The organism is Brevundimonas sp. P2_A6 (genome assembly GCF_056404975.1).
Genome location: NZ_JBFUCZ010000007.1, coordinates 34,298 through 55,137, shown reverse-complemented (window position 1 = coordinate 55,137; position 20,840 = coordinate 34,298). Strand labels below are relative to the sequence as shown.

Genomic DNA, 20,840 nt, shown 5'->3' with positions numbered 1-20,840 from the left:
GTGAGGCCGCTGCGGAATCCGGTCATCCAGACGATCCTGTCGTCCGTGCTCGCCGCCTGGATGCGGTTCTGCTTCGCCACCATCCGCTGGTCCTACGAAGGCCGCGAACATGCGGAGGGCGTCTGGGCGGCGGGCGGCGGCGTGCTTTGCACCTTCTGGCATTCGCGCATCGGCCTTTCGCCGTCCTGCTGGCCGCTTGACCGAGCGCAATCCGCCAAGGCTCTGATATCGCTCAGCCCCGACGGCCAGTTCATCGCCAAGGCCGTGGCGCTGCAGGGCTTTCCCGCCGTGCGTGGATCCTCCGCCAACAAGGACAAGGCCGATGCGGCCAAGGGCGGCTCGCAGGCGCTGCGCGACGGCCTGAAACAGCTCAAGATCGGCGCGCTCGCCGTCACCCCGGACGGTCCACGAGGCCCGGTTCGGGTGATGGCGGAAGGGTTGCCTCTGATGGCCAAGATGTCGGGCGCACCCGTCCTGTTCATCGGCATGAGCTGCAATCCGGCCGTGCGCCTGAACAGCTGGGATCGGGCCCTTTTGCCCTTACCCTTTGGTCGCGGGGCCATCGTCTATGACATCGCCCACTTCCCGGCGGGCGCGGCCCTGTCCGATGTCACCGGGCCCTGGACGGAGCGCCTGACGGCCGTCGAGGCCCGCGCCGACGCGATGACGGGGCTGGAGCGGCTGTGACCCTGCCGCTCGTCGCCTATCGGCTGCTGACCCGTCTGCTGGAGCCCCTGGCCCCGCGCATCCTCGACGCGCGTGTCAAACAGGGCAAGGAGGACGCCGTCCGCGTCGATGAACGCCTGGGCGTCTCGGGTCTCGCCCGCCCCGACGGCGATCTGGTCTGGCTGCACGGCGTCAGCGTCGGCGAGACCCTGTCCCTGCTGCCCGTCGTCGAGCGGTTCGTGAAAGCCCGTCCCGACCTGAGCGTCCTCGTCACCTCCGGCACCATGACCTCCGCCGACCTGCTGGCCCAGCGCCTGCCGCCCGGCGTCATCCATCAGTTCGCCCCCGTCGACGGCCCCCATGCCGTCGCATCCTTCCTCGACCATTGGCGACCCTCGCTCGGCGTATTCGTCGAAAGCGAACTGTGGCCCAACCTGATCCTCGCCGCGCAGGCCCGGAAGATCCCGCTCGCCCTCGTCAGCGCCCGCATCACGGAGAAGACCGCCGAGGGCTGGAGCCGCATCCCCGCCTCGGTCCGAAGACTGCTCGATGCCTTCGCCCTCATCATGCCCCAGGACGACACGTCGGCGGCGCGTCTGCGATCGCTGGGCGCGCAAGTCGACGGTCAGGTGAACCTGAAACTCTCCGGTGCGCCCCTGCCCCACGACACGGCGGCCTTCACCGCCCTCAGTGCCGCCATCGGCGACCGCCCCGTCATCGTCGCCGCCTCGACGCATGAGGGCGAGGAAATCGCTATCGTCCGCGCCCTGGATCGCCTGGCCGAGCGCCTGTGCCTCGTCATCGTCCCCCGCCATCCGGCGCGAGGATCCGAGATCGCAACCACCCTGACCCGCGACGGCTATCGTTTCGCCCTGCGCTCGCGCGGCGCGGCCCCGAACGGCGAGACCGACATCTACGTCGCTGACACCCTGGGCGAGCTCGGGCTGTTCCTGCGGCTCGCCGACGTGGTCGTCATGGGCGGCTCGTTTGGTTCAGTGCTCGGTCGCGAGCCGTGGGGCGGGCACAATCCGCTGGAACCCGCGCGGCTGGCCAAACCCGCCGTCACAGGCCCCGACGCCGCGAACTGGGGGGCCGTGACCGCTGATCTGGTCGCGGCGGATGGTCTCGCCGTCGTCGGCACGCCCGGCGATCTGCCCGGCGTGATCGCGCCGCTGCTCGCCGAGCCCTCTGCCGCCCGCGCCATGGGTGAGCGCGGCCGGCGCGCAGCCGCCGAGGTCGGGGCGGGTCTGGACCGCCTCTGGGAGGCCTTGCAGCCGCTTCTGCCCCCGGTGCGCCGATGAAGCTTTCCACGCCGCGCTGGTGGTATGAGCGCGACGGCCGCCACGGCCGCGTCGCCCGCACCCTGCTGAAACCCGCCTCCTGGATCTGGGCCGCCGCCACCGCGCGCCGCATCGCCCGCGCCATCCCCGTGGACGTCGGCATCCCCGTCATCTCGATCGGCAATCTGACCGTCGGCGGATCGGGCAAGACGCCCGTTGCGCGCGAGGTCCTGCGCCTGCTTCGGGCCGACGAGATCGAGGCCCAGGCCCTGTCGCGCGGCTATGGCGGCAGGCTGGAAGGCCCCGTCCATGTCATTCCTGCCCTGCACGCCGCCGCCGACGTCGGCGATGAGCCCCTGATGCTCTCGGGCGAGGCTCCGGTCTGGATCGCGCGAGATCGGGTGGCCGGCGCGAGGGCTGCCGCATCGGCCGGCGCTCAGGCACTGATCCTCGACGACGCCCACCAGAACCCGACGTTGCGAAAGACGCTCAGCCTGATCGTGGTGGACGGCGAGACTCGCGAGGGTGAATGGCCCTTTGGCGACGGATCGGTCTTTCCGTCCGGCCCCATGCGCGAACCCCTCGCGGCCGGGCTCGCGCGCGCCGACGCGGTCGTCGTCCTGTTGCCCGCCGACGCCCCTCCCGCCGACCCTGAGCTGTTGGCGACGTTCGGCAATCTGCCGACCTTCATTGCCCGCCTGGAAGCCGCCAACGCACCGCCGACCTGCCCCCTGGTCGGCTTCGCGGGCATCGCCAAGCCGTGGAAGGTCGAGCGGGCGCTAAAGGCGGCGGGTGCGAATCTGGCCGATTTCGTCCCCTTTCCCGACCATGCCGAGTACCGGCCCGAGGACCTCGCCTTCCTCGCCGACCGGGCCGCCGCCTTCGGTGCCGGTCTGATCACCACGGAAAAGGACTGGGTCCGCCTGCCGCCCAACTGGCGAACCCGCGTCACCGCATGGCCCGTCGCCGCCCGGTTCGAGGACGAGGCGGCGTTCCGGACCCTTCTGGCTCACTGCTCGCGATAAACGACGCCGCCCTTCATCACGAAGGCCATGTGCTCCAGTGTCGTGACGTCGCTCAGCGGATCGCCCTGAACCGCCACGATGTCGGCCGGCATCCCGACCGCGATCCGACCGGCTTCCCCCGAGATCTGCAGGTGCGCCGCCGCCACGTTGGTCGCCGCCTGAACCGCCTCCAGCGGCGTCAGACCCGCCCGCACCAGCAGGGCGAACTCCTGGGCGTTGTCGCCGTGCGCCGAGACGCCCGTATCCGTCCCGAAGGCGATCATGACCCCGCCCTCGTGCGCCCGGCGCGCCATGTCCACCATCTTCGGCCCAACCTCCAATGCCTTGGCGGTCTGGGCGGGCGTGAAGAAGTTATCCGGTCCCGAGGCGACCCGCGCCACGAAGTCCCCCGCCAGAAGCGTCGGCACCAGATAAGCGTGGTGTGAGCGGAACAGCCGGATCGACTCGTCGTCCAGATAGGTGCCGTGCTCGATCGAGTCGCCGCCCGCTTCCAGGAAGGCGTTGATGCCGTCCGTGCCGTGGGCGTGGGCCGTGACCTGCCGTCCCATCCGGTGCGCGACCTCGACGATGGCGGCCAGTTCCGCGTCGGTGAACTGCTGGGCCAAGCCCGCGGCGGTGTTGGACAGCACGCCCCCGGTCGCCGTGATCTTGATGATGTCAGCCCCGGCCCGGACCTGCAGCCGCACCGCCCGCATGCAGTCGTCGGCCCCCGAACAGACGCTCTCGGGCGACAGCAGGTGCATGACGTCGTCGGTATAGCCGTTCACGTCCCCGTGCCCGCCGTGGATCGACACCGCCGACCCCGCCGCGATCACGCGCGGTCCGACCACGTCACCTCTGCGGATACCGTCTCGCAGGGCGAAGACGGCGTCGTTATCTCCACCCAGGTCGGCCACGGTGGTGAACCCGGCCATGAGCGTAAGTCGGGCGAATCCGGCCCCGATCATGGCGCTGTCGGCGGAATCGCGCGTCACCGCGTCCAAACGCCCCGAAGGGCTCTGCTGCGAGGTCAAGTGAACATGGCTATCGATCAGTCCCGGCAGCACGAATTCGTCGCGCAGATCGATGACATGGCCGTCGCCGACGAAGCCGTCGCGGATTTCGGTGACGCGGTTCCCGACGATCACGAGAGTTTTATCGCGCAGCACAACGCCGCTTTCGGGGTCTGCCAAAAGCCGCCCGGCCTGAACGAACGTCGTTTCGCCTGTCGCGGGTAAACCCTGTGAGGCGGGGCTCTGCTGCGCCTGCGAAGCGCCGGCCATGGCCATGACGGCCATCGCGGCCACGAGTGCGGACTTCATCGATCTCTCCCCTGTTATTGAAACGACCATACCCCGCTCAGGACCGGAGCCAAGGCCGCGCTTGAACGCAGGGCTGGATTTGTGAAACAAGTCGTACCTTCGGACAAACCGCTACGAGGGCGTCGCATGCGGCTATCGAGACGAGGGATGATTTTGGGTGGTTCGGCGTTGCTCGCCGGCTGCGCCTCGGCTCCCGCCGCCGTCACGCCGATCGTTCTGGCCCAGACGCCCGCGCCGCGTCCGCTAGCCCCCATTCCACAGATCACGCCGCCGCCGCTCGACCCGCAGCGTCTGGTCCGTCCCACCTTGATGGCCCGTGCCATGGCGGCGCTGGACGTGCACCATCAGCGCATCCCCCTGCGCGACCGGATGTATCTGGTCGATTTCCAGAAATTCTCCGGTGAGCAGCGATTCTACGAAGTCGATCTGATCGCCGGTCGCGTGATCGCCTTCCGGACCTGTCACGGTCGCGGGTCCGACCCGGAACACTCGGGCTATGCCCGGACCTTCTCCAACGAGCCCGAGAGCTACATGTCCTCGGTCGGGGCCTTCGCCACCGCCGGTGCCGGCTGGGGTGCGCAACAGGGTCCGAACGTTCTGCTCGACGGGCTGGAGTACACCAACAATCTGGCCCGCGACCGCGCGATCATCGTCCACGGCGCGGACTATGCGGACCCTGAGTTCCTGGCCCGCGAAGGCAAGCTGGGTCGCAGCTACGGCTGTTTCTCCACCGCCCACACCGACCTGCCGATACTGCGTGAACGCATGGGCGAAGGCCGCCTGCTCTACGCCGCCGCCTAGACCCTACTCCCGCTCCAGCGCCCGCCAACCGATGTCTGTGCGGTTGAAGCCGCCCGGCCAGTCGATCTTGCGTACCGCCTCATAGGCCCGCTCGCGCGCCTCGACGATGTCCTCGCCCTCGGCGCAGATGTTCAGCACCCGCCCGCCGACGGCCTTCAGCATACCGTCCTCGTCGCGGTGCGTCCCGGCGTGGAACACCTGCACATGCGGGCCGAAGTCCTGCTCGGCGCCCCGGATGATCGACCCCTCGATCGGACTGTCGGGATAGCCCTTGGCCGCCATGACCACGCAGATCACCGTCTCCGGCTTGAACTCAGGCTCGGGCAGGCGCGACACGTCCCCCCGCGCACAGGCCAGCAGATACGGTACGATGTCACCCGCCATCCGCATCATCAGCACCTGACACTCCGGGTCGCCGAAGCGGGCGTTGAACTCCACCACCTTGGGACCTTCGTCGGTCGACATCAGCCCGGCATAAAGCACCCCGCGATAGGGCGTCCCCTCCAGCGCCATGGCCTTCAGCGTCGGCTGCACGATCCGCCGGTTCGCGGCCATCACCAGGGCCTCGTCGAACACCGGCGCGGGCGAATAGGCGCCCATTCCGCCGGTATTGGGACCCAGGTCGCCGTCGAAGGCCCGCTTGTGGTCCTGGGCTCCGCCGAACAGCACGGCCCGCTTGCCGTCACACAGGGCGAACAGCGAGCCCTCCTCGCCGGCCATGAACTCCTCGATCACCACGCGCGCCCCCGCCGCTCCGAACCGCCCGCCCAGCATCCGCTCGATCTCGGCCTCGCCGTCGTGCCGGTCCGGGCTGATCGCCACCCCCTTGCCCGCCGCCAGACCATCGGCCTTGATGACATAGGGGGGCTTGAACACCTTCAGCGCGGCCTTGGCGTCCTTGATCCGCTCATAGACGCCATAGTGGGCCGTCGGGATCTCGTGCCGCGCCATGAAGGCCTTCGAGAACGCCTTGGACGTCTCCAACTGCGCCGCCTTGGCGGTCGGCCCGAAACAGGGAATGCCCGCGGCGTTCAACCGGTCGGCCAGCCCGGCCTCCAGCGCCACTTCCGGCCCGACGACCACCAGCCCGACCTTCAGCTCGCGCGCCAGCCGGGTCAGCCCCTCGGCGTCATTGGCCTTGTAGTCGGCCAGACAGGTGGCGACCTTGGCGATCCCGGGATTGCCGGGCGCGCAGTAAAGCTTGTCGACCAGCGGCGACTGGCTGATTTTCCAGGCCAGGGCGTGCTCACGCCCTCCCGATCCGACGAGCAGGATATCCATGCCCGCGCAATGGCCGCGACCGGCCGGGCGGTCAAGGGCAGCGGGCGATCAGAGGATGGCAGACGCCACATAGACGACCGCGCCCAGCAGGCCGATCGCCATCAGGATCAGCCAGATCGACACCGACGGATTGTTGCTGCGTCGGGCCAGGTCGCGCTCGCGCGGGTCGTCGGTCTCACGGGGAGGCATGCGTTCATCGCTCATGATCGAAGGGTATAATCCGAATGCGGCGGTTTGCGCGCGGCCCGACGCGCCATAGACTGCGACCATGACCGACGACTACGTCTTCGCCGGGCCCGCCGAGGCCACGCCAGCGCCCGCGCGTGACAACAACCCGCCGCTGTCGATCTCGGAGCTGTCTTTCGCCCTGAAGCGCACGCTGGAAGACCGTTTCGGCCACGTCCGGCTGCGGGGCGAGATTTCCAAGGTCACCCGCCACGCCTCGGGCCACATCTATCTGACGCTGAAGGACGACAAGTCGGCCATCGACGGCGTGGTCTGGAAGGGCTCCACGCGCGGCTTGGGTGTCCAGCCCGAGACGGGCTTGGAGGTCATCGTCACCGGCAAGATCACCTCCTACCCCGCCCGCTCCAGCTATCAGATCGTGATCGAGTCGATGGAGGCGGCCGGGGCCGGCGCCCTGCTGGCGCAGCTGGAGCGGCTGAAGATCAAGCTCAGCGGCGAGGGGCTGTTCGAGACCAGCCGCAAGCGCGCCATTCCGCTCTATCCCCGCACCATCGGCGTCATCACCAGCCCGACGGGGGCGGTGATCCGAGACATCCTGCACCGCATCGCCGAGCGCTGGCCGTGCCACGTCATCGTCTGGCCCGTGATGGTCCAGGGCGACGCCGCCTGCGGTCAGGTCGGTGCGGCTATCCGGGGCTTCGACGCCATGAGGCCGGACAGTCCAATCCCCCGCCCCGACCTGCTGATCGTCGCGCGCGGCGGTGGCTCGGTGGAGGATTTGTGGTGCTTCAACGACGAAGACCTGGCCCGCACGGTCTCGGCCGCCACCATCCCGATCATCTCGGCGGTGGGCCACGAGACCGACACCACCCTGATCGATTTCGTCTCCGACCGCCGCGCGCCGACGCCGACAGGGGCGGCCGAGATCGCGACGCCGGTCCTGGCCGACCTGCGCGCCGCTGTCACCGACCTGGAGCGCCGCCTGGACCGGGCGGGCGCGCGCCTGCTGGAGGACCGTCGCGTGCGCCTGCGCGCCGTCGCCCGCGGGCTGCCGGCTCGACCCGAGGACCTGATCGCCGTGGCCCAGCAGCGCCTCGATTACGCCGCCAGTCGTCTGGGATCCGGTCTGGGACGCAATGTCGAGCTGCATCACCGCCGACTGGTCGGGGTCGGAGGCCGGTTCTCGCCGCGTCTGCTGGACCGCGCGGTGGAGCAGCGCGTGGCCCGTCTGGACGGTCTCGGGAGCCGTCTCATTGCCGGGCTCGGCTCCAATGCGGCCAGGCATGAGCGTCGCCTGCTTCAGGTCAGCGGAAAGCTGACCCTAGCCCCTGTCCGCCATCGTCTGGAACAACGCACGACCCGGCTGACGACCGCGACCGCCCGCCTCGAACGCATTCCGTCACAGACGATCGACCGCGCGTCCGATCGCCTCGCCGCCCTCGCGCGCGCGCTCGCCACCCTAGATCCCCGGCGACCCAAACCCGGTTTCGCCCGGATCGACGACGAGACCGGCCGCATGATCGCCTCCGCCGCCGCTCTGTTGCCGGGCCAGGCCGTGACATTGAACTTCGCCGACGGATCGCGCGGCGCTGTGATCGATGGCGCGCACGCAGCCCCGCGCCCGACGTCCAAGCCCCGCCCGACGCCCGCCGACCAGGGCAATCTTTTCTAAGATCGCTCAGCCCGATGTCGATTCGGCATCCGGCCACGCGTCTCCCTCATGCGCGACCGTTCGCGTCGTCATGTTCGAGGAGACCTCCGATGCCCAGGCTGATCCCCAACGCCTTCGCCTTTCACGCGGCCGCCGCCGCCCTGATCCTCGGGGCCGCCGCCCTCGGCCCCGCCACCGCCCACGCCGAACAGTTCGCCCTGTTCGTCTATGAGACGCCCGCCGACTTCGCCGCGCGAAACGATCCGACCAAAGCCGAGGCCTACTGGGGCAGTTTCGCCGCTCTGGGGGCCGAGATGAACGCCGCCGGCATCGTGCGCGGGGGCGGTCCGCTGGCCGAGCCCACCCAGGGTGTGACCGTCACGGTCCGCGACGCCCAGGCTCGCAGCGCCACCCTCGAAAGCGCGCCCCAGACCCTCAGCGGCTGGTTCGTCATCGAGGTCGCCGACCGCGCCGAGGCCGAACGCTGGGCCGCCCGCGTTCCGGCCGCCGCCACGGCCCGGATCGAGGTGCGCCCGGTGCTCGACCTGCTGATGAACGGGATGGCGAAGTAGCGGTTTTCCTAAACGGCCCATTCAGGTCGGGTTCATGCAGCGATCGCGAGACTGGAGCCTCAGGTCGGGCTTTTTTCACGCGGTCGCGCAGACGACCCATCGAACGGGAGCAGTAGGATGAAGAACAAGACCCTCATCATCGGCGCCATGGCCCTGGCCACCCTGGCCGCGCCAGTCGCCGCATCGGCCCAGTCGCGCCATCACGACCGTGACCGCGATGGACGTTACGAGCAGTGGGAACGCCGCTCGGACCACAATCGCTACGACGGCGGACGCTACACGCCGCGCGAGCGCTACAACGACTACCGCCGCGGTCAGCGCGATCAGTACCGCGACAACCGCCGATATTACCGGGGAGCGACCCTGCCATACCAATACCGGTCCAGCTGGTACATCCGCGACTACAACCGCTACGGCTATCGCACCCCGCCGCGCGGCTACGGCTACTACCGCACCGACACCGGCGACGTGGTGCTGGCGGCGCTGGCCACCGGCGTCATCATCTCGTTGCTGAGCAACTAGACGCTCGCAGCAATGGGCGAGAAGCCCGCCCGGAGTGATCCGGGCGGGCTTTTTCGTCACTATAACCCAAGCTTGGCTTTCAGGATCTCGTTCACGCTGGCAGGGTTCGCCTTGCCGCCGGTCGCCTTCATGACCTGACCGACGAACCAGCCGATGGCTTGAGGCTTGTCCGCCACCGCTGCGGCCTTGTCCGGGTTGGCGGCGATGATCTCGTCTACGGCCTTCTCGATCGCGCCGGTATCGTTCACCTGAACCAGGCCGCGCGCCTCGACCACCTGACGGGGCGAGCCCTCGCCGGACCAGACATAATCAAAGACTTGCTTGGCGATCTTGGAGGAGATCACCCCCTCCTCGATCAGCGCCACCAGTTCCCCCACATGCGCCGCAGGGAGCGGACTCTCCGAAAAGTCCTTGCCGTCCGCCGCCAGACGCGCCGACAGCTCGTTGGTCACCCAGTTGGCCACCAGCTTGGCGTCCCGCCCTTTGGCCGCGTGTTCGAAATAGTCCGCCTTGGCCTGTTCGGAAATCAGCACCACGGCGTCATATTGCGACAGCCCATAGTCGGCCATCAGCCGCCTGCGCTTGTCGTCCGGCAGCTCGGGCAGGTGGGCCTTGATGTCGTCGATCCAGGCCTGTTCCAGTTCAAGCGGCAGCAGATCGGGATCGGGGAAGTAGCGGTAATCGTTGGCCTCTTCCTTGGACCGCATCGACCGCGTCTCGCCCGCCGTGGGGTCATACAGCCGCGTCTCCTGAACGATCTTGCCGCCGTCCTCCAGGATCTCGATCTGACGCCGCGCCTCGTAGTTGATGGCCTGTGAAATGAAGCGGAACGAGTTCACGTTCTTGATTTCGCACCGCGTTCCCAGGTTCGAGAAGTCGCCGGTCTCCTTGAAACGGGCATAGGCCCCCTCGCGGCACACCGACACGTTCACGTCGGCCCGCAGGTTGCCCTTTTCCATGTCCCCGTCGCAGGTGCCCAGATAGATCAGGATGGTGCGAATCTTCTTGACGTAGGCGACGGCCTCCTCCGGGCTGCGGATATCCGGCCGCGACACGATCTCCATCAGGGCCGTGCCCGCCCGGTTCAGGTCGACGTAGCTTTCCGTCGGCGACAGGTCGTGGATCAGCTTGCCCGCATCCTGCTCCAGATGCAGCCGCTCGATGCCGACGTTGAAGAACGACCCGTCCTCGGCCTCGACCTCGACGACGCCCTCGCCGACGATCGGGAAATAGAGCTGGCTGATCTGATAGCCCTGCGGCAAGTCGGGATAGAAATAGTTCTTCCGGTCGAACTGGCTCTTGCGATTGATCTGTGCGCGCAGACCCAGCCCGGTCTTCACCGCCTGCTCGACGCAGTGCCTGTTCAGCGTCGGCAGCATGCCGGGAAAGCCCGCGTCGATCAGCGACACCTGCTCGTTCGGCCCCGCGCCGAAGCCCACGGCGGCCCCGGAGAACAGCTTGGCCTTCGACGCCACCTGGGCGTGGATCTCCAGCCCCATGACGATTTCCCAGGCCCCGGTGCGGCCCTGAATGAGGTTCGATTTGTCGATCGTGTCGGTCATCCGCCCTGATTAGCCTCACCGGCACCGATGCGAAAGTTCCTGTCTTGAGTGCGTCACGATTTCCGGGTCATCCTGCATCCACTGTCCAACCGGAACCTGTCAGATGATGAAGACCCTCTTCGCCGCCGCCGCGCTCGCCGCCGTCGCCACCGCCGCCTCGGCCCAGACAGCTGCGCCCGCGACGCCGCCCGCCCCCATGGCCGATCACGACATGGCCGCTCACGCCGCCCACCCGACCATCACCTCCTCGATCAAGGATCTGCTGGCCGACCCCGCCACCGCCGCCGTGCTCGAAAAGCACCTGCCTGGCGTATCACAACATCCGGCCCTGCCGCAGTTCCAGGACATGACTCTGACCCAGGTCGCCCCCCTCTCCGGCGGTGCCGTGACGCCCGCCATCATCGAGGCCATCGACGCCGACCTGAAGGCCCTGCCCGCAAGCTGATCGTTGACGGACTGATCCTCTCGCCGAGGATCAGTCCGCTACCACCACCGCTCCGCCCGGCCGACGCCGCCTGCCGCCTGTTCCAGCGCCGCACCGACCTGAAACACCGTCGCCTCGTCCAGAGCCTTGCCGATCACCTGAAGGCCCAGGGGCAAGCCGTTGGAATCCAGTCCTGCCGGCACCGAAATGCCCGGCAGTCCGGCCAGGTTCGCCGTCACCGTGAAGACGTCGTTCAGATACATCGTCACCGGATCGATCTGCTTGTCCCCGATGGCGAAGGCGGCCGACGGCGTGGACGGCGTCAGGATGGCGTCGACCTGCCCCCAGACCTTGTCGAAATCCTCGGCGATGCGGCGACGGACCTTCAAGGCCCGGACGTAGTAGGCGTCGTAGAATCCGGCCGACAGCACATAGGCCCCGATCACCAGACGCCGCTTCACCTCGGCCCCGAAGCCCTCGGCGCGGCTGGTCTCGTAGAGGTCCGTCAGCGACGACGCCTTCTCGGCGCGGTGCCCGAACCGCATGCCGTCATAACGCGCCAGGTTCGACGACGCCTCGGCCGGTGCCACGATATAGTAGGTCGGCAGGGCGTATTTCGTGTGCGGCAGGCTGATGTCCACGATCTCGCAGCCCGCGTCCTTCAGCCAGGCGACGCCCTGGTCCCACAGGGCCTGCACCTCGGCCGGCATGCCATCGACGACGTATTCGCGCGGCACACCGATCCGCAGTCCCTTGACGGATTTGCCCACCGAGGTGGTCCAGTCCGGCGTGGGCACGTCTAGGCTGGTCGAGTCCTTCACGTCGAACGAGCACATGGATTGCAGCATCAGGGCCGCATCCTCGACCGTCCTGGTGATCGGCCCTGCCTGGTCCAGCGAACTGGCGAAGGCCACCATGCCGAACCGGCTGGCCCGGCCGTAGGTGGGCTTGATCCCAACCGTGCCGGTGAAGGCGGCCGGCTGGCGGATCGATCCGCCCGTATCCGAGGCCGTGGCCGCCAGGCACAGGTCCGCCGCCACCGCCGACGCCGACCCGCCCGAGCTTCCGCCCGGCGTCAGATAGGCGTTTGAAGCCTTTGATTTCCAGGGATTCACGACCGGCCCGAAGGCACTGGTCTCGTTGGACGAGCCCATGGCGAACTCGTCCATGTTCAGCTTGCCCAGCATGACCGCTCCGTCGCGCCACAGATTGGCGGTGACGGTCGATTCATAGGGCGGCACGAACCCGCGCAGCATGTTGGACCCGGCCGTCGTCTGCACCCCCTCGGTGCAGAACAGATCCTTGATCCCCAGCGGCGCGCCTTCCAGCGCTCCGGCGTCGCCCGAGGCGATCCGCGCGTCGGACGCCTTGGCCATCTCGATCGCCTTGTCGGCCGTGACCTCGACATAGGCGTTCAACGTCGGGTTCGCCGCCTCGATGTTGGCCACGAAGGCGCGCGTGATCTCTTCGGACGAAAAGGCCTTGGCCTTCAGCCCGTCGACGGCCGCCTTCAGGGTCAGTTGGGTCAGGTCCGACATCTATTCGACCACCTTGGGCACGACGTAGAATGCGTCCGCCGACTTCGGCGCGTTTGACAGCACCGCATCCACCTTGGCCCCATCCGTCACCACGTCGTCGCGCAGCCGCAGCGGCTGGGCGACGTTCGACGTCATCGGCTCCACGCCCTCCACATCGACCTCGTTCAGCTGGTCGATCCAGGCCATGATGCCGTTCAGCTCGCCCGCCAGGGGCTCCAGCCGGTCTTCGGGGGTCTTGATGCGGGCGAGGTGGGCGACCTTCCTCACCGTCGCGGCGTCGATGGCCATGCGGCCCTCCAGTCTTAGCGTCCAGCGGGCGGGATTAGCCGCCCACACCGCACCGCACAAGCGTCCAGCCGGTCAGGACGCGGGCGTCACAGTAATCGCCGCAGGGCTCCCGCCTTCGGCCGGGACCGTCCAGGCCACGATCACCTTCCGGTGACGGCTGCCGATCTGGCCCGATGCCTCGTCATAGGTGCTCTCGTGCAGGTCCAGATCGACCCGACCCGCCGAGGACGATAGGACGGTGTATTCCAGCACGTCGCCCAGCTTGAAGACTACCCAGCCATCTGCAGGCGACCCGAAGAAACCGATGTAGGTGTACAGCCCATTCATCGCCGGATCGCCACCGGCCGTGCCGAACAGCTTGGCGCTCTGATCGGCCACCCAATCGACGCGCACCACGCTGGCGGCGGACTGCAGACTGTCATCCAAGGCCTCGGCCGACCGGGCCTGGGGCGCACCAGACGCAGTCAGCGGCACGGCCTGCGGCACAGTGGGCGTGCCGGCTGTCGTGTCGGGCGCTTCGGCGGCCGAAGCCGCTGGCGCGGCGTCGGGCTGCGCGTCGCAGGCCGAGGCCGCTAGCGCACCGGCCAGACCCAGGGCGAGAAGCAGATGGCGCGACATTGCGGACCTCCATGGCATGTACGCCACCCTCGCCTTTGACAGGGCGCATGGCAACGCCTACGGCCGCGCCGTGCCCGTCTTCGACCTGATCGCCCTGCCCGCCGCCTGCCCGCCCGACACGGCCTGGATGGGACTGGACCTGGGCGAGACGACGATCGGCGTGGCCACCTCCGACACCTCGCGCATGATCGCCAGTCCGCTGGAGCTGATCCGCAAGTCCAAGTTCACCGCCGAGGCCCAGGCCCTGTTCAAGCTGATGGATCACAGGAAGGTCTCGGCCCTGATCATCGGCCTGCCCGTCAACATGGACGGCACCGAGGGGCCGCGCGCCCAGTCCTGCCGAGCCTTTGCCCGCAATCTGGAGCGGTTTCGCCCGGTCAACGTCGCCTTCTGGGACGAACGCCTTTCCACCTCGGCCGTCGAGCGTTTCCTGATCGGAGAGCTGGACCTGTCGCGCAAGCGCCGCGCAGGGGTGGTGGACCGAACCGCCGCCGCCTGGATCCTGCAGGGCGCGCTGGACCGGGTGCGGAACGTCTGATGCTGGCCTTGTTCGCCGGCGTCGTCCCGGTCTTCATCCTGATCGCCATCGGATATGGCCTGCGCAAATCCGACTTTCTGCCGGACGCGACCTGGCGGCCGATCGAGAAGCTGTCGATCAACCTGCTCTATCCGGGCTTTCTGATCCCCGCGATCTGGGACGCCGACCTGGCGGGCGGCAGCGCGGGCGCCGCGGGGGGATCGGCGGTCACGGCCGTCATCATCGTCGGGGCGCTGACGCTGCTGGCCAAGCCGCTGCTGAAGATCGACGGCCCGGCCTTCACCAGCGTGTTCCAGGGCACCATCCGCTGGAACAGCTTCGTCTTCCTGCCCGTCATCCAGTCGGTCTACGGGGCCGAAGGCCTGGCCCTGGCCGCCGTCATGATCGCCTGCATCATTCCGGTGACCAACATCGCCTGCGTCGCCGTCCTGGCCCGCTGGGGGGCCGATCAGCGCGGCGTCTCGCCCCGAGCCCTGACGAAGGCGATGCTGGCCAATCCGATCCTGGTCGCCTGCCTGACGGGGCTGGCGCTGAACTTCCTGCACGTCCCGCCCATTCCCGGCATTTCCGACACGCTGAAGCTGCTGGGCGGGGCGGCCCTGCCACTGGGCCTGATCGTCGCGGGCGCGGGCCTCAGCTTCGCGGAGGTCGCACGGCGTAAGTGGACGGTCGCGGGCGTCACCCTGGTCAAGCTGGGCGTCATGCCGCCTCTGATGTGGGGCCTGTGCGTCCTGTATGGCGGGGACGAGCTGGCTCAGGCGACCGCCCTTCTGTGCGGCGCGGCCCCGGGGGCTGCGGCGGCCTATCTGCTGGCACGCCAGATGGGCGGGGACGCGCCCCTGATGGCCGGGATCGTCGCACTGACCACCGTGGGCAGCGCGCTCGGCATCCCCTTGGCGCTCGCCCTGTTCCATCTGGCGTAAGAGCCGTCTATAGCCGGGCTTTGATGACCCAGCATGCCGCAGCCGCCGACCTGATCGCCGACCGGCGGGTCCCGTTCCCGAAACCGCATTTCCTGGCCGCTGCGGACCTGAACCCGCCGTTCACGCTGGCCTTGCTCGATCTGGCCGATGCCTTCGTCGATCTGAACCGCGAATCCACCAAGGGCCTGGATCTGCTGCGCGGCCGCACCGTGCTGAACCTGTTCTTCGAGAACTCGACCCGCACCAGTTCCTCGTTCGAGATCGCGGCCAAGCGCCTGGGTGCCGACGTCGTCACCATGCCCGTCGGGGCCAGTTCGGTGAAGAAGGGCGAGACCCTGATCGACACGGCCGTGACGCTGAACGCCATGCGCCCCGACATCCTGGTCGTGCGCCACTCCGCCTCGGGCGCGGCGGCCCTGCTCAGCCAGAAGGTCGGCTGCGCGGTCGTCAACGCCGGCGACGGCCGTCACGAACATCCGACCCAGGCCCTGCTGGACCTCCTCAGCCTGCGGCGTGCCTTCGGGGACGTCGGCGGCCTGACCGTCGCCATCTGCGGCGACATCGCCCACAGCCGCGTCGCCCGCTCCAACGTCGCCCTGCTGTCCATGATGGGGGCCCGCGTCCGCCTGATCGGCCCGCCGACGCTGGTTCCCGGCGACGCCGACCGCTGGGGCTGCGAGGTCTTCCACGATATGCGCGAAGGCCTGAAGGGCTGCGACGTCGTCATGATGCTGCGCCTCCAGCTGGAACGGATGGACGGGGCGCTGGTCCCCTCGACCCGCGAGTATTTCCGCTTCTGGGGCCTGGACCGCGAGAAACTGGCCTGGGCGAATCCGGGCGCCAAGGTCATGCACCCCGGCCCGATGAACCGGGGCGTCGAGATCGATTCCGATGTGGCCGACGACCTCAGCGTCTCCCTGATCCAGGATCAGGTCGAGATGGGCGTCGCCGCCCGCATGGCGGTGCTGGCCAGTCTGTCGGCACGGCTGGAGGACGGGGCATGATCAGCCTCGCCATCGTCAACGCCCGCCTGCTCGATCCCGCCACCGACTACGACGGTCCCGGCGCGGTGCTGATCGAGGACGGCGTCATCACCCGCGTCGAGCACGGTGCCGCGACGCCCTCCGCGACCCGGGTCATCGACGCCGGGGGCCTGTGCCTGTCCCCCGGCCTTATCGACATCCGCGTCCGCACCGGCGAGCCGGGGGCAGAGCCCAAGGAGACGCTGAAGTCCGCCAGCCTCTCGGCCGCGGCGGGTGGCGTCACCACCATCGTCATTCAGCCCGACACCGACCCCGCCGTCGACGACCCGGCCATGGTCGATTTCATCCAGCGCCGGGGCGCGGCCCTGAACCTGGTCAACGTCCGTGTCGCCGGGGCCGCCACGAAAGGCCGAGACGGCAAGCGCATGGCCGAGATCGGCCTGATGCACGAGGCGGGCGCGCTCTACTTCACCGATGGCGACCACGTCATCGCCGACACCCGCGTCCTGTCTCGGATCATGGCCTATGCCTCGGCCTTCAATGCCCTGATCGCCTGCCGCCCGGCCGATCCCTGGCTGTCGGAGGGGGCCGTGGCCACCTCGGGCGAGCTGGCCACGCGCCTGGGCCTATCGTCCGCCCCCGCGATCGCCGAACGCATCCAGCTGGAACGCGACCTGGCCCTGGTCGAACAGACGGGCGCGCGCTTCCTGGTCGACCAGATTTCGACCGAGGCCGCGCTGGAGGTCCTGGCCCGCGCCCGCGCCCGGGGGCTTGAGGTCGCCGCCAGCGTCTCCATCAACCACCTGTGCTTCAACGAGATCGACATCGGCGACTACCGGACATTCTTCCGGCTGGACCCGCCGCTCCGCCCCGAAAGCGACCGGCGCGCCCTGATCGAGGCAATCCGTGACGGCCTGATCGAGGCCATCACCTCCGCCCACACCCCCGCCCCCGCCGAGGACAAGCGCCGCCCGTTCGCCGAGGCCGCGCCCGGCGCCGTCGGCCTGGAGACCCTCCTGCCCGCCGCCCTGGGTCTGCATCACGAAGAGGGCCTCGACCTCCTCGACGTCCTGCGCCCCCTGACCCACGGCCCCGCGACCCTGCTGGGCCTCGAGGCCGGCGTGATCGCGCCCGATGCCCCCGCCGACCTGATCCTGTTCGACCCCGGCGCGCCGGTGGTCATCGACGCGGCGACGCTACGGTCAAAGTCGAAAAACTCCCCCTTCGATGGTCGTCGACTTCAAGGTCGCGTCGAGCTGACGGTCGTCGGCGGCCGTACGGTCCATCAATCCCCTCTCCCATAGGGAGAGGGCTTGAGCCCCCCAGAGCGCAGCGATGGGCAAGGCGAAAGGGTGAGGGGTTAAGGTCTCGCCAGTCGGGCATGCTGGCAGGTCGCATCCAGCACATCGCCCAAGTGCGCCATCACGGCCTGCCTTCGCCGCAGGTCCCTCGCAAAGCCTGTCAGTGTCTCGGGCCGCAACATCTTAATCCCTCACCCTTTCGCGCGAAGATGACGGCTTCGCCGCCATGCGCTCAAGCCCTCTCCCTCTGGGAGAGGGTAGGCTCTACCGCCGACACCGCCCCGCCGCCGCCAATTCCGCGCCCAGCACACCCTTGACCGCCAGCGGTTCGTCCGTCGCGATCACCGTGACACTCTGATCGAACAGGGCGCGATATTCGGACACGTCCCCATCCGCCGCGTAGACGTCGTCCAGCCGCCGCCCCGGCGCGCCCAGTGTCCCGAACTGTGCCTCCACGCCCCGCGCGCCCACCGCCCGCCACAGCGCGGGTTTCGGCTCCCCCGCCCCGGTCCAGGCCAGAATCTGGGCGGCGTTCAGCCCCTCCAGCCCGCTCACATCGTCCATCCCGGCCGAGATCATCATCTCAGGGGCCAGCGCCGCCACGGACCGCGCGCTCTCGGGCGTATAGGTGATCAGGATCACGCGACCCGCCGCCCCCGAGCGCCGCACCTGATCCACAACCTTCTGAGCCAGGGCCACCGTCGCCGCCTCGCTGGACGGCTTCAGGTCGATCGAGGCGATCGCCCCGACCCGCCCGGCGGCCGCCAGTGCCTCCTCCAGAGTCGGCGGCGCGGCGTCGGTCAGGGTGCCGTTGGGCGCCCGCAGCCGCGCGGCCTTGACCTGGGCCAGCGTATTGTTCGCGACCAGACCGTGGCCCGTCGTCGTCCGATCCAGGCTGTCGTCGTGCATCATGACCAGCACGCCGTCACTAGTCAGGGCCGCATCCATCTCGAGGATCGCGCCAGGGATGGCCCGACCGGTCGTCTCGAAAGCCTGGATCGAGTTCTCGGGCTGATCCTCGCCCGACTGGCCGCGATGCGCCGAGATCGCGATGCCCCCGCCCTCGCGCACGCAATCGAAATAGGCCGCCAGCACAGGGGCCTGTTCGACCGCGACAGGGGACGCGCCGGCGCATGCCGTCGCTGCGCAGGCCATCAGCAGGGTTGCAAGCGAAAGGCGGGTCATGGGCATACCGAAACGAACGAACAGCCGGTGCTCTTAGCCGCCGATCGTGACGTCTGTAACCCCTTCGCGCCCTTGCTCCAGACCCGCCCCCGACGCATTGTGGCCGCGCACGCAAAGCGGGAGCGAATCGGTTGCAGGATCTGGTCGGCCCAGCGCTGTTCACGCTCGGCCTCGTTGCCGTGGGCGGTTATCTGCTGGGCTCCATCCCCTTCGGCGTCCTGATCACCCGCGCCGCCGGGGCGGGCGACGTGCGCAACATCGGTTCGGGCAACATCGGCGCGACCAATGTGCTTCGCACCGGCCGCAAGGACCTGGCGCTCGCCACCCTGCTGCTGGATGCCGGAAAGGGGGCCGTCGCCCTGCTGCTGGCCCGCCATTTCCTGCAGTCCGAGGCCGCCGGAGCCATAGCCGGTGGCGCGGCCTTCCTGGGCCACCTGTTCCCCGTCTGGCTGGGCTTCAAGGGCGGCAAGGGGGTTGCCACTTTCTTCGGCCTGATGATCGCCGCCTGCTGGCCGCTGGGGCTCATGGCCGGGGCGACTTGGCTGATCGTGGCCTTCGTGCTGCGTTATTCCTCGCTGGCCGCTCTCGTCGCCGCCGCCGCCGCGCCGCTTTATGCCCTGCTGCCCCTGCCCGCCCTCGACCTGCCCGCGCCCCAGCCGATCTTCGTCCTGGCCATCGCGACCGCCATCCTGATCTACGTCCGCCACCACGAGAACATCGCCCGCCTGCTCAAGGGCGCCGAGCCGCGGATCGGGGCCGCCAAAAAGGCGTGATCCTGCCGGAGGTCGAACGCATTGCCCGCCTGCGTCTGGCCCGCGCCGACCGGGTCGGCCCAGTCTCCTTCCGCCAGCTTCTGGACCGCTTCGGCACCGCCGTCCGCGCGCTGGACGCCCTGCCCGACCTCGTCCGCAAGGGCGGCGGCCACGGCTATACCCTGCCGGATCAGGGCCGCGTCGAAGCCGAACTCGCCGCCGGAGACCGCGTCGGGGCGACCCTGCTGGTGCTCGGCGACACCGACTTTCCCGCCATGCTGACGGCGCTCGACCCTCCGCCACCGCTGCTGTGGACCCGCGGCGACGTCGCCCTGCTCGCTCGGGAGTCAGTCGCCATCGTGGGCGCGCGCATCGCCTCTGCCGGGGGTCAGCGCATCTCGCGTGGCATGGCCCAGCAGTTGGGCGAGGCGGGATTCGTCGTGGTCTCCGGCCTCGCGCGGGGTATCGACACGGCCGCCCACGCCGGCTCGCTGGCCACAGGCACCGTGGCCGTTCTGGGCGGCGGCGTCGACGACATCTACCCAGCCGAGAACGCCGCCCTCTACGCGCAGATCGTCGAACAGGGCTGCGTCGTCTCCGAAAGCCCGATGGGCGCACGCGCCCAGGCCCGCGACTTCCCCCGGCGCAATCGCATCATTTCCGGGTTGTCGCGGGGCGTGATCGTGGTGGAGGCGGAACTGCGCTCCGGCTCCCTCATCACCGCCCGTCTGGCGGGCGAACAGGGGCGTGACGTCTTCGCCGTGCCCGGCTCTCCGTTGGACCCGCGCTCGAAAGGGCCGAATGAGCTGCTGCGTCAGGGGGCCATCCTGTGCGAGGGCATCGACGACGTCCGTCGCGCCTTCGAGACCCTGCGGACCCTTCGCGAGCCAGCCGCCGACAATCCTTTCAGCGATCATGCGGACGACGTGGATCCCGCCTTCCTCGATCGGGTCGCGGCTCTGTTGTCGCCCACGCCTACGCCGCGCGACGAGATCGCCCGCGCCCTGAATGCGCCCATCGGCACCGTGGCGGCCGCCTTGCTGGAACTCAGCCTGGCGGGCCGGGCGACGCTTTTGCCAGGGGGTTCGGCATCGACCTAGGCGGGACGCGGCGGCTGGGGCCGTTCGACGGGCTTACGGGCCAAGGGTTCGGCGGCCAGGCTCGCCGCGCTGTCGAGCAGTCGCCCCAAAGCCTCGTCGCCGTCCCAGCGCGCCATCTGCGCCAGCTCCATAGCCATGGCTCCGATGTATTCGCGCACGGGAAACTCGCCTGGCACCGCGTCCGCTGCGCGTTCATGGCTTACGGCCCCCGGATCGGCCGTGGTCCTTGCCTGCAGTCCCATGTCGTGCTCCCAGCTGTTCCTCGACCATAGGATACAACCCCAAGTCATACGTCAACCTTAACGGGAAAATGGACATCAGGATCAGCCTGATTGACTTACGC

23 protein-coding genes are annotated in these 20,840 nt (G+C 68.9%); 14 read left to right on the top strand and 9 right to left on the bottom strand.

The genetic code is table 11. The features are described 5' to 3' along the window. The 3 genes from AC1DW4_RS14290 to lpxK are packed head-to-tail and all read left to right on the top strand — an operon-like array spanning window position 1 to window position 2,971. Complete coding sequence (locus tag AC1DW4_RS14290) at window positions 1–687, top strand: lysophospholipid acyltransferase family protein (protein WP_477017926.1); 687 nt, start codon at window positions 1–3, stop codon at window positions 685–687. After that, window positions 684–1,967 (top strand): 3-deoxy-D-manno-octulosonic acid transferase, encoded by a 1,284-nt coding sequence (locus AC1DW4_RS14285; RefSeq protein WP_477017925.1) that lies wholly within the window; start codon window positions 684–686, stop codon window positions 1,965–1,967. Before AC1DW4_RS14290 ends, AC1DW4_RS14285 begins: the two co-directional genes overlap by 4 nt. Further along, the gene (gene lpxK, locus AC1DW4_RS14280) at window positions 1,964–2,971 is read left to right on the top strand and encodes a tetraacyldisaccharide 4'-kinase (RefSeq protein WP_477017924.1); all 1,008 of its coding nucleotides are present in this window, start codon (window positions 1,964–1,966) and stop codon (window positions 2,969–2,971) included. The genes AC1DW4_RS14285 and lpxK overlap by 4 nt, the downstream gene beginning before the upstream one ends. Here lpxK and AC1DW4_RS14275 read toward each other — a convergent pair. Then, window positions 2,956–4,272: a metal-dependent hydrolase family protein gene (locus AC1DW4_RS14275; protein WP_477017923.1), complete on the bottom strand. Its 1,317-nt coding sequence runs from the start codon at window positions 4,270–4,272 to the stop codon at window positions 2,956–2,958. The two genes, lpxK and AC1DW4_RS14275, sit on opposite strands and share 16 nt — an antisense overlap. A 147-nt stretch (window positions 4,273–4,419) precedes the next feature. Between AC1DW4_RS14275 and AC1DW4_RS14270 the strand changes: the two genes are divergently transcribed. Next, complete coding sequence (locus tag AC1DW4_RS14270) at window positions 4,420–5,073, top strand: murein L,D-transpeptidase catalytic domain-containing protein (RefSeq protein ID WP_477017922.1); 654 nt, start codon at window positions 4,420–4,422, stop codon at window positions 5,071–5,073. A 3-nt stretch (window positions 5,074–5,076) separates the two neighbouring features. On the opposite strand, the gene purD is transcribed toward AC1DW4_RS14270, so the two are convergent. Then, window positions 5,077–6,354 carry a phosphoribosylamine--glycine ligase gene (gene purD, locus AC1DW4_RS14265; protein ID WP_477017921.1) on the bottom strand — a complete coding sequence of 426 codons (1,278 nt, stop codon included), beginning with the start codon at window positions 6,352–6,354 and terminating at the stop codon, window positions 5,077–5,079. Between the two features lie 48 nt (window positions 6,355–6,402). After that, the gene (locus AC1DW4_RS14260; RefSeq protein ID WP_477017920.1) at window positions 6,403–6,558 is read right to left on the bottom strand and encodes a hypothetical protein; all 156 of its coding nucleotides are present in this window, start codon (window positions 6,556–6,558) and stop codon (window positions 6,403–6,405) included. Between the two features lie 64 nt (window positions 6,559–6,622). Between AC1DW4_RS14260 and xseA the strand changes: the two genes are divergently transcribed. The 3 genes from xseA to AC1DW4_RS14245 all read left to right on the top strand — a co-directional run bounded on the left by xseA (window position 6,623) and on the right by AC1DW4_RS14245 (window position 9,285). Next, a complete protein-coding gene (gene xseA, locus AC1DW4_RS14255) occupies window positions 6,623–8,212 on the top strand; it encodes an exodeoxyribonuclease VII large subunit (protein ID WP_477017919.1) in 1,590 nt (529 codons plus the stop codon). Window positions 8,213–8,301: 89 nt separating this feature from the next. Further along, a complete protein-coding gene (locus AC1DW4_RS14250) occupies window positions 8,302–8,763 on the top strand; it encodes a YciI family protein (RefSeq protein ID WP_477017918.1) in 462 nt (153 codons plus the stop codon). A gap of 117 nt (window positions 8,764–8,880) precedes the next feature. After that, window positions 8,881–9,285 (top strand): RcnB family protein, encoded by a 405-nt coding sequence (locus tag AC1DW4_RS14245; protein WP_477017917.1) that lies wholly within the window; start codon window positions 8,881–8,883, stop codon window positions 9,283–9,285. Window positions 9,286–9,344: 59 nt separating this feature from the next. Here the strand turns inward: AC1DW4_RS14245 and gatB are convergent, their stop codons facing one another. Continuing rightward, on the bottom strand, window positions 9,345–10,847 hold the full coding sequence (gene gatB, locus AC1DW4_RS14240) for an Asp-tRNA(Asn)/Glu-tRNA(Gln) amidotransferase subunit GatB (protein ID WP_477017916.1): 1,503 nt from the start codon (window positions 10,845–10,847) through the stop codon (window positions 9,345–9,347). Between the two features lie 103 nt (window positions 10,848–10,950). Between gatB and AC1DW4_RS14235 the strand changes: the two genes are divergently transcribed. After that, a complete protein-coding gene (locus AC1DW4_RS14235) occupies window positions 10,951–11,292 on the top strand; it encodes a hypothetical protein (RefSeq protein WP_477017915.1) in 342 nt (113 codons plus the stop codon). A gap of 38 nt (window positions 11,293–11,330) precedes the next feature. Here the strand turns inward: AC1DW4_RS14235 and gatA are convergent, their stop codons facing one another. From gatA to AC1DW4_RS14220, 3 genes are all read right to left on the bottom strand, one after another. Next, window positions 11,331–12,809, bottom strand: a complete 1,479-nt coding sequence (gene gatA, locus AC1DW4_RS14230; protein ID WP_477017914.1) for an Asp-tRNA(Asn)/Glu-tRNA(Gln) amidotransferase subunit GatA — start codon at window positions 12,807–12,809, stop codon at window positions 11,331–11,333. Continuing rightward, a complete protein-coding gene (gene gatC / locus AC1DW4_RS14225; RefSeq protein ID WP_477017913.1) occupies window positions 12,810–13,097 on the bottom strand; it encodes an Asp-tRNA(Asn)/Glu-tRNA(Gln) amidotransferase subunit GatC in 288 nt (95 codons plus the stop codon). Between the two features lie 72 nt (window positions 13,098–13,169). Further along, a complete protein-coding gene (locus tag AC1DW4_RS14220) occupies window positions 13,170–13,715 on the bottom strand; it encodes a hypothetical protein (protein ID WP_477017912.1) in 546 nt (181 codons plus the stop codon). 70 nt (window positions 13,716–13,785) lie between these two features. On the opposite strand from AC1DW4_RS14220, the gene ruvX reads away from it, so the two are divergent. Genes ruvX through pyrC form a run of 4 tightly spaced genes read left to right on the top strand, consistent with a single transcriptional unit; the run spans window position 13,786 to window position 17,463 of the window. Then, on the top strand, window positions 13,786–14,253 hold the full coding sequence (gene ruvX, locus AC1DW4_RS14215) for a Holliday junction resolvase RuvX (protein ID WP_477017994.1): 468 nt from the start codon (window positions 13,786–13,788) through the stop codon (window positions 14,251–14,253). Then, entirely contained in the window at window positions 14,253–15,176 is a 924-nt protein-coding gene (locus AC1DW4_RS14210) for an AEC family transporter (RefSeq protein WP_477017911.1), read from the top strand. Before ruvX ends, AC1DW4_RS14210 begins: the two co-directional genes overlap by 1 nt. Before the next feature lie 23 nt (window positions 15,177–15,199). Continuing rightward, window positions 15,200–16,180: an aspartate carbamoyltransferase catalytic subunit gene (locus AC1DW4_RS14205; protein ID WP_477017910.1), complete on the top strand. Its 981-nt coding sequence runs from the start codon at window positions 15,200–15,202 to the stop codon at window positions 16,178–16,180. After that, complete coding sequence (gene pyrC, locus AC1DW4_RS14200; RefSeq protein ID WP_477017909.1) at window positions 16,177–17,463, top strand: dihydroorotase; 1,287 nt, start codon at window positions 16,177–16,179, stop codon at window positions 17,461–17,463. The genes AC1DW4_RS14205 and pyrC overlap by 4 nt, the downstream gene beginning before the upstream one ends. 261 nt (window positions 17,464–17,724) lie before the next feature. Here pyrC and AC1DW4_RS14195 read toward each other — a convergent pair whose 3' ends face one another. Next, on the bottom strand, window positions 17,725–18,645 hold the full coding sequence (locus AC1DW4_RS14195) for a glycerophosphodiester phosphodiesterase family protein (protein ID WP_477017908.1): 921 nt from the start codon (window positions 18,643–18,645) through the stop codon (window positions 17,725–17,727). A 131-nt stretch (window positions 18,646–18,776) separates the two neighbouring features. Between AC1DW4_RS14195 and plsY the strand changes: the two genes are divergently transcribed. Both plsY and dprA read left to right on the top strand, forming a co-directional pair. Then, window positions 18,777–19,418 (top strand): glycerol-3-phosphate 1-O-acyltransferase PlsY, encoded by a 642-nt coding sequence (gene plsY / locus AC1DW4_RS14190; RefSeq protein ID WP_477017907.1) that lies wholly within the window; start codon window positions 18,777–18,779, stop codon window positions 19,416–19,418. Continuing rightward, on the top strand, window positions 19,415–20,497 hold the full coding sequence (gene dprA, locus AC1DW4_RS14185; RefSeq protein WP_477017906.1) for a DNA-processing protein DprA: 1,083 nt from the start codon (window positions 19,415–19,417) through the stop codon (window positions 20,495–20,497). The genes plsY and dprA overlap by 4 nt, the downstream gene beginning before the upstream one ends. On the opposite strand, the gene AC1DW4_RS14180 is transcribed toward dprA, so the two are convergent. Beyond that, on the bottom strand, window positions 20,494–20,739 hold the full coding sequence (locus AC1DW4_RS14180) for a hypothetical protein (RefSeq protein WP_477017905.1): 246 nt from the start codon (window positions 20,737–20,739) through the stop codon (window positions 20,494–20,496). The genes dprA and AC1DW4_RS14180 overlap by 4 nt on opposite strands. Window positions 20,740–20,840: the final 101 nt, after the last annotated feature.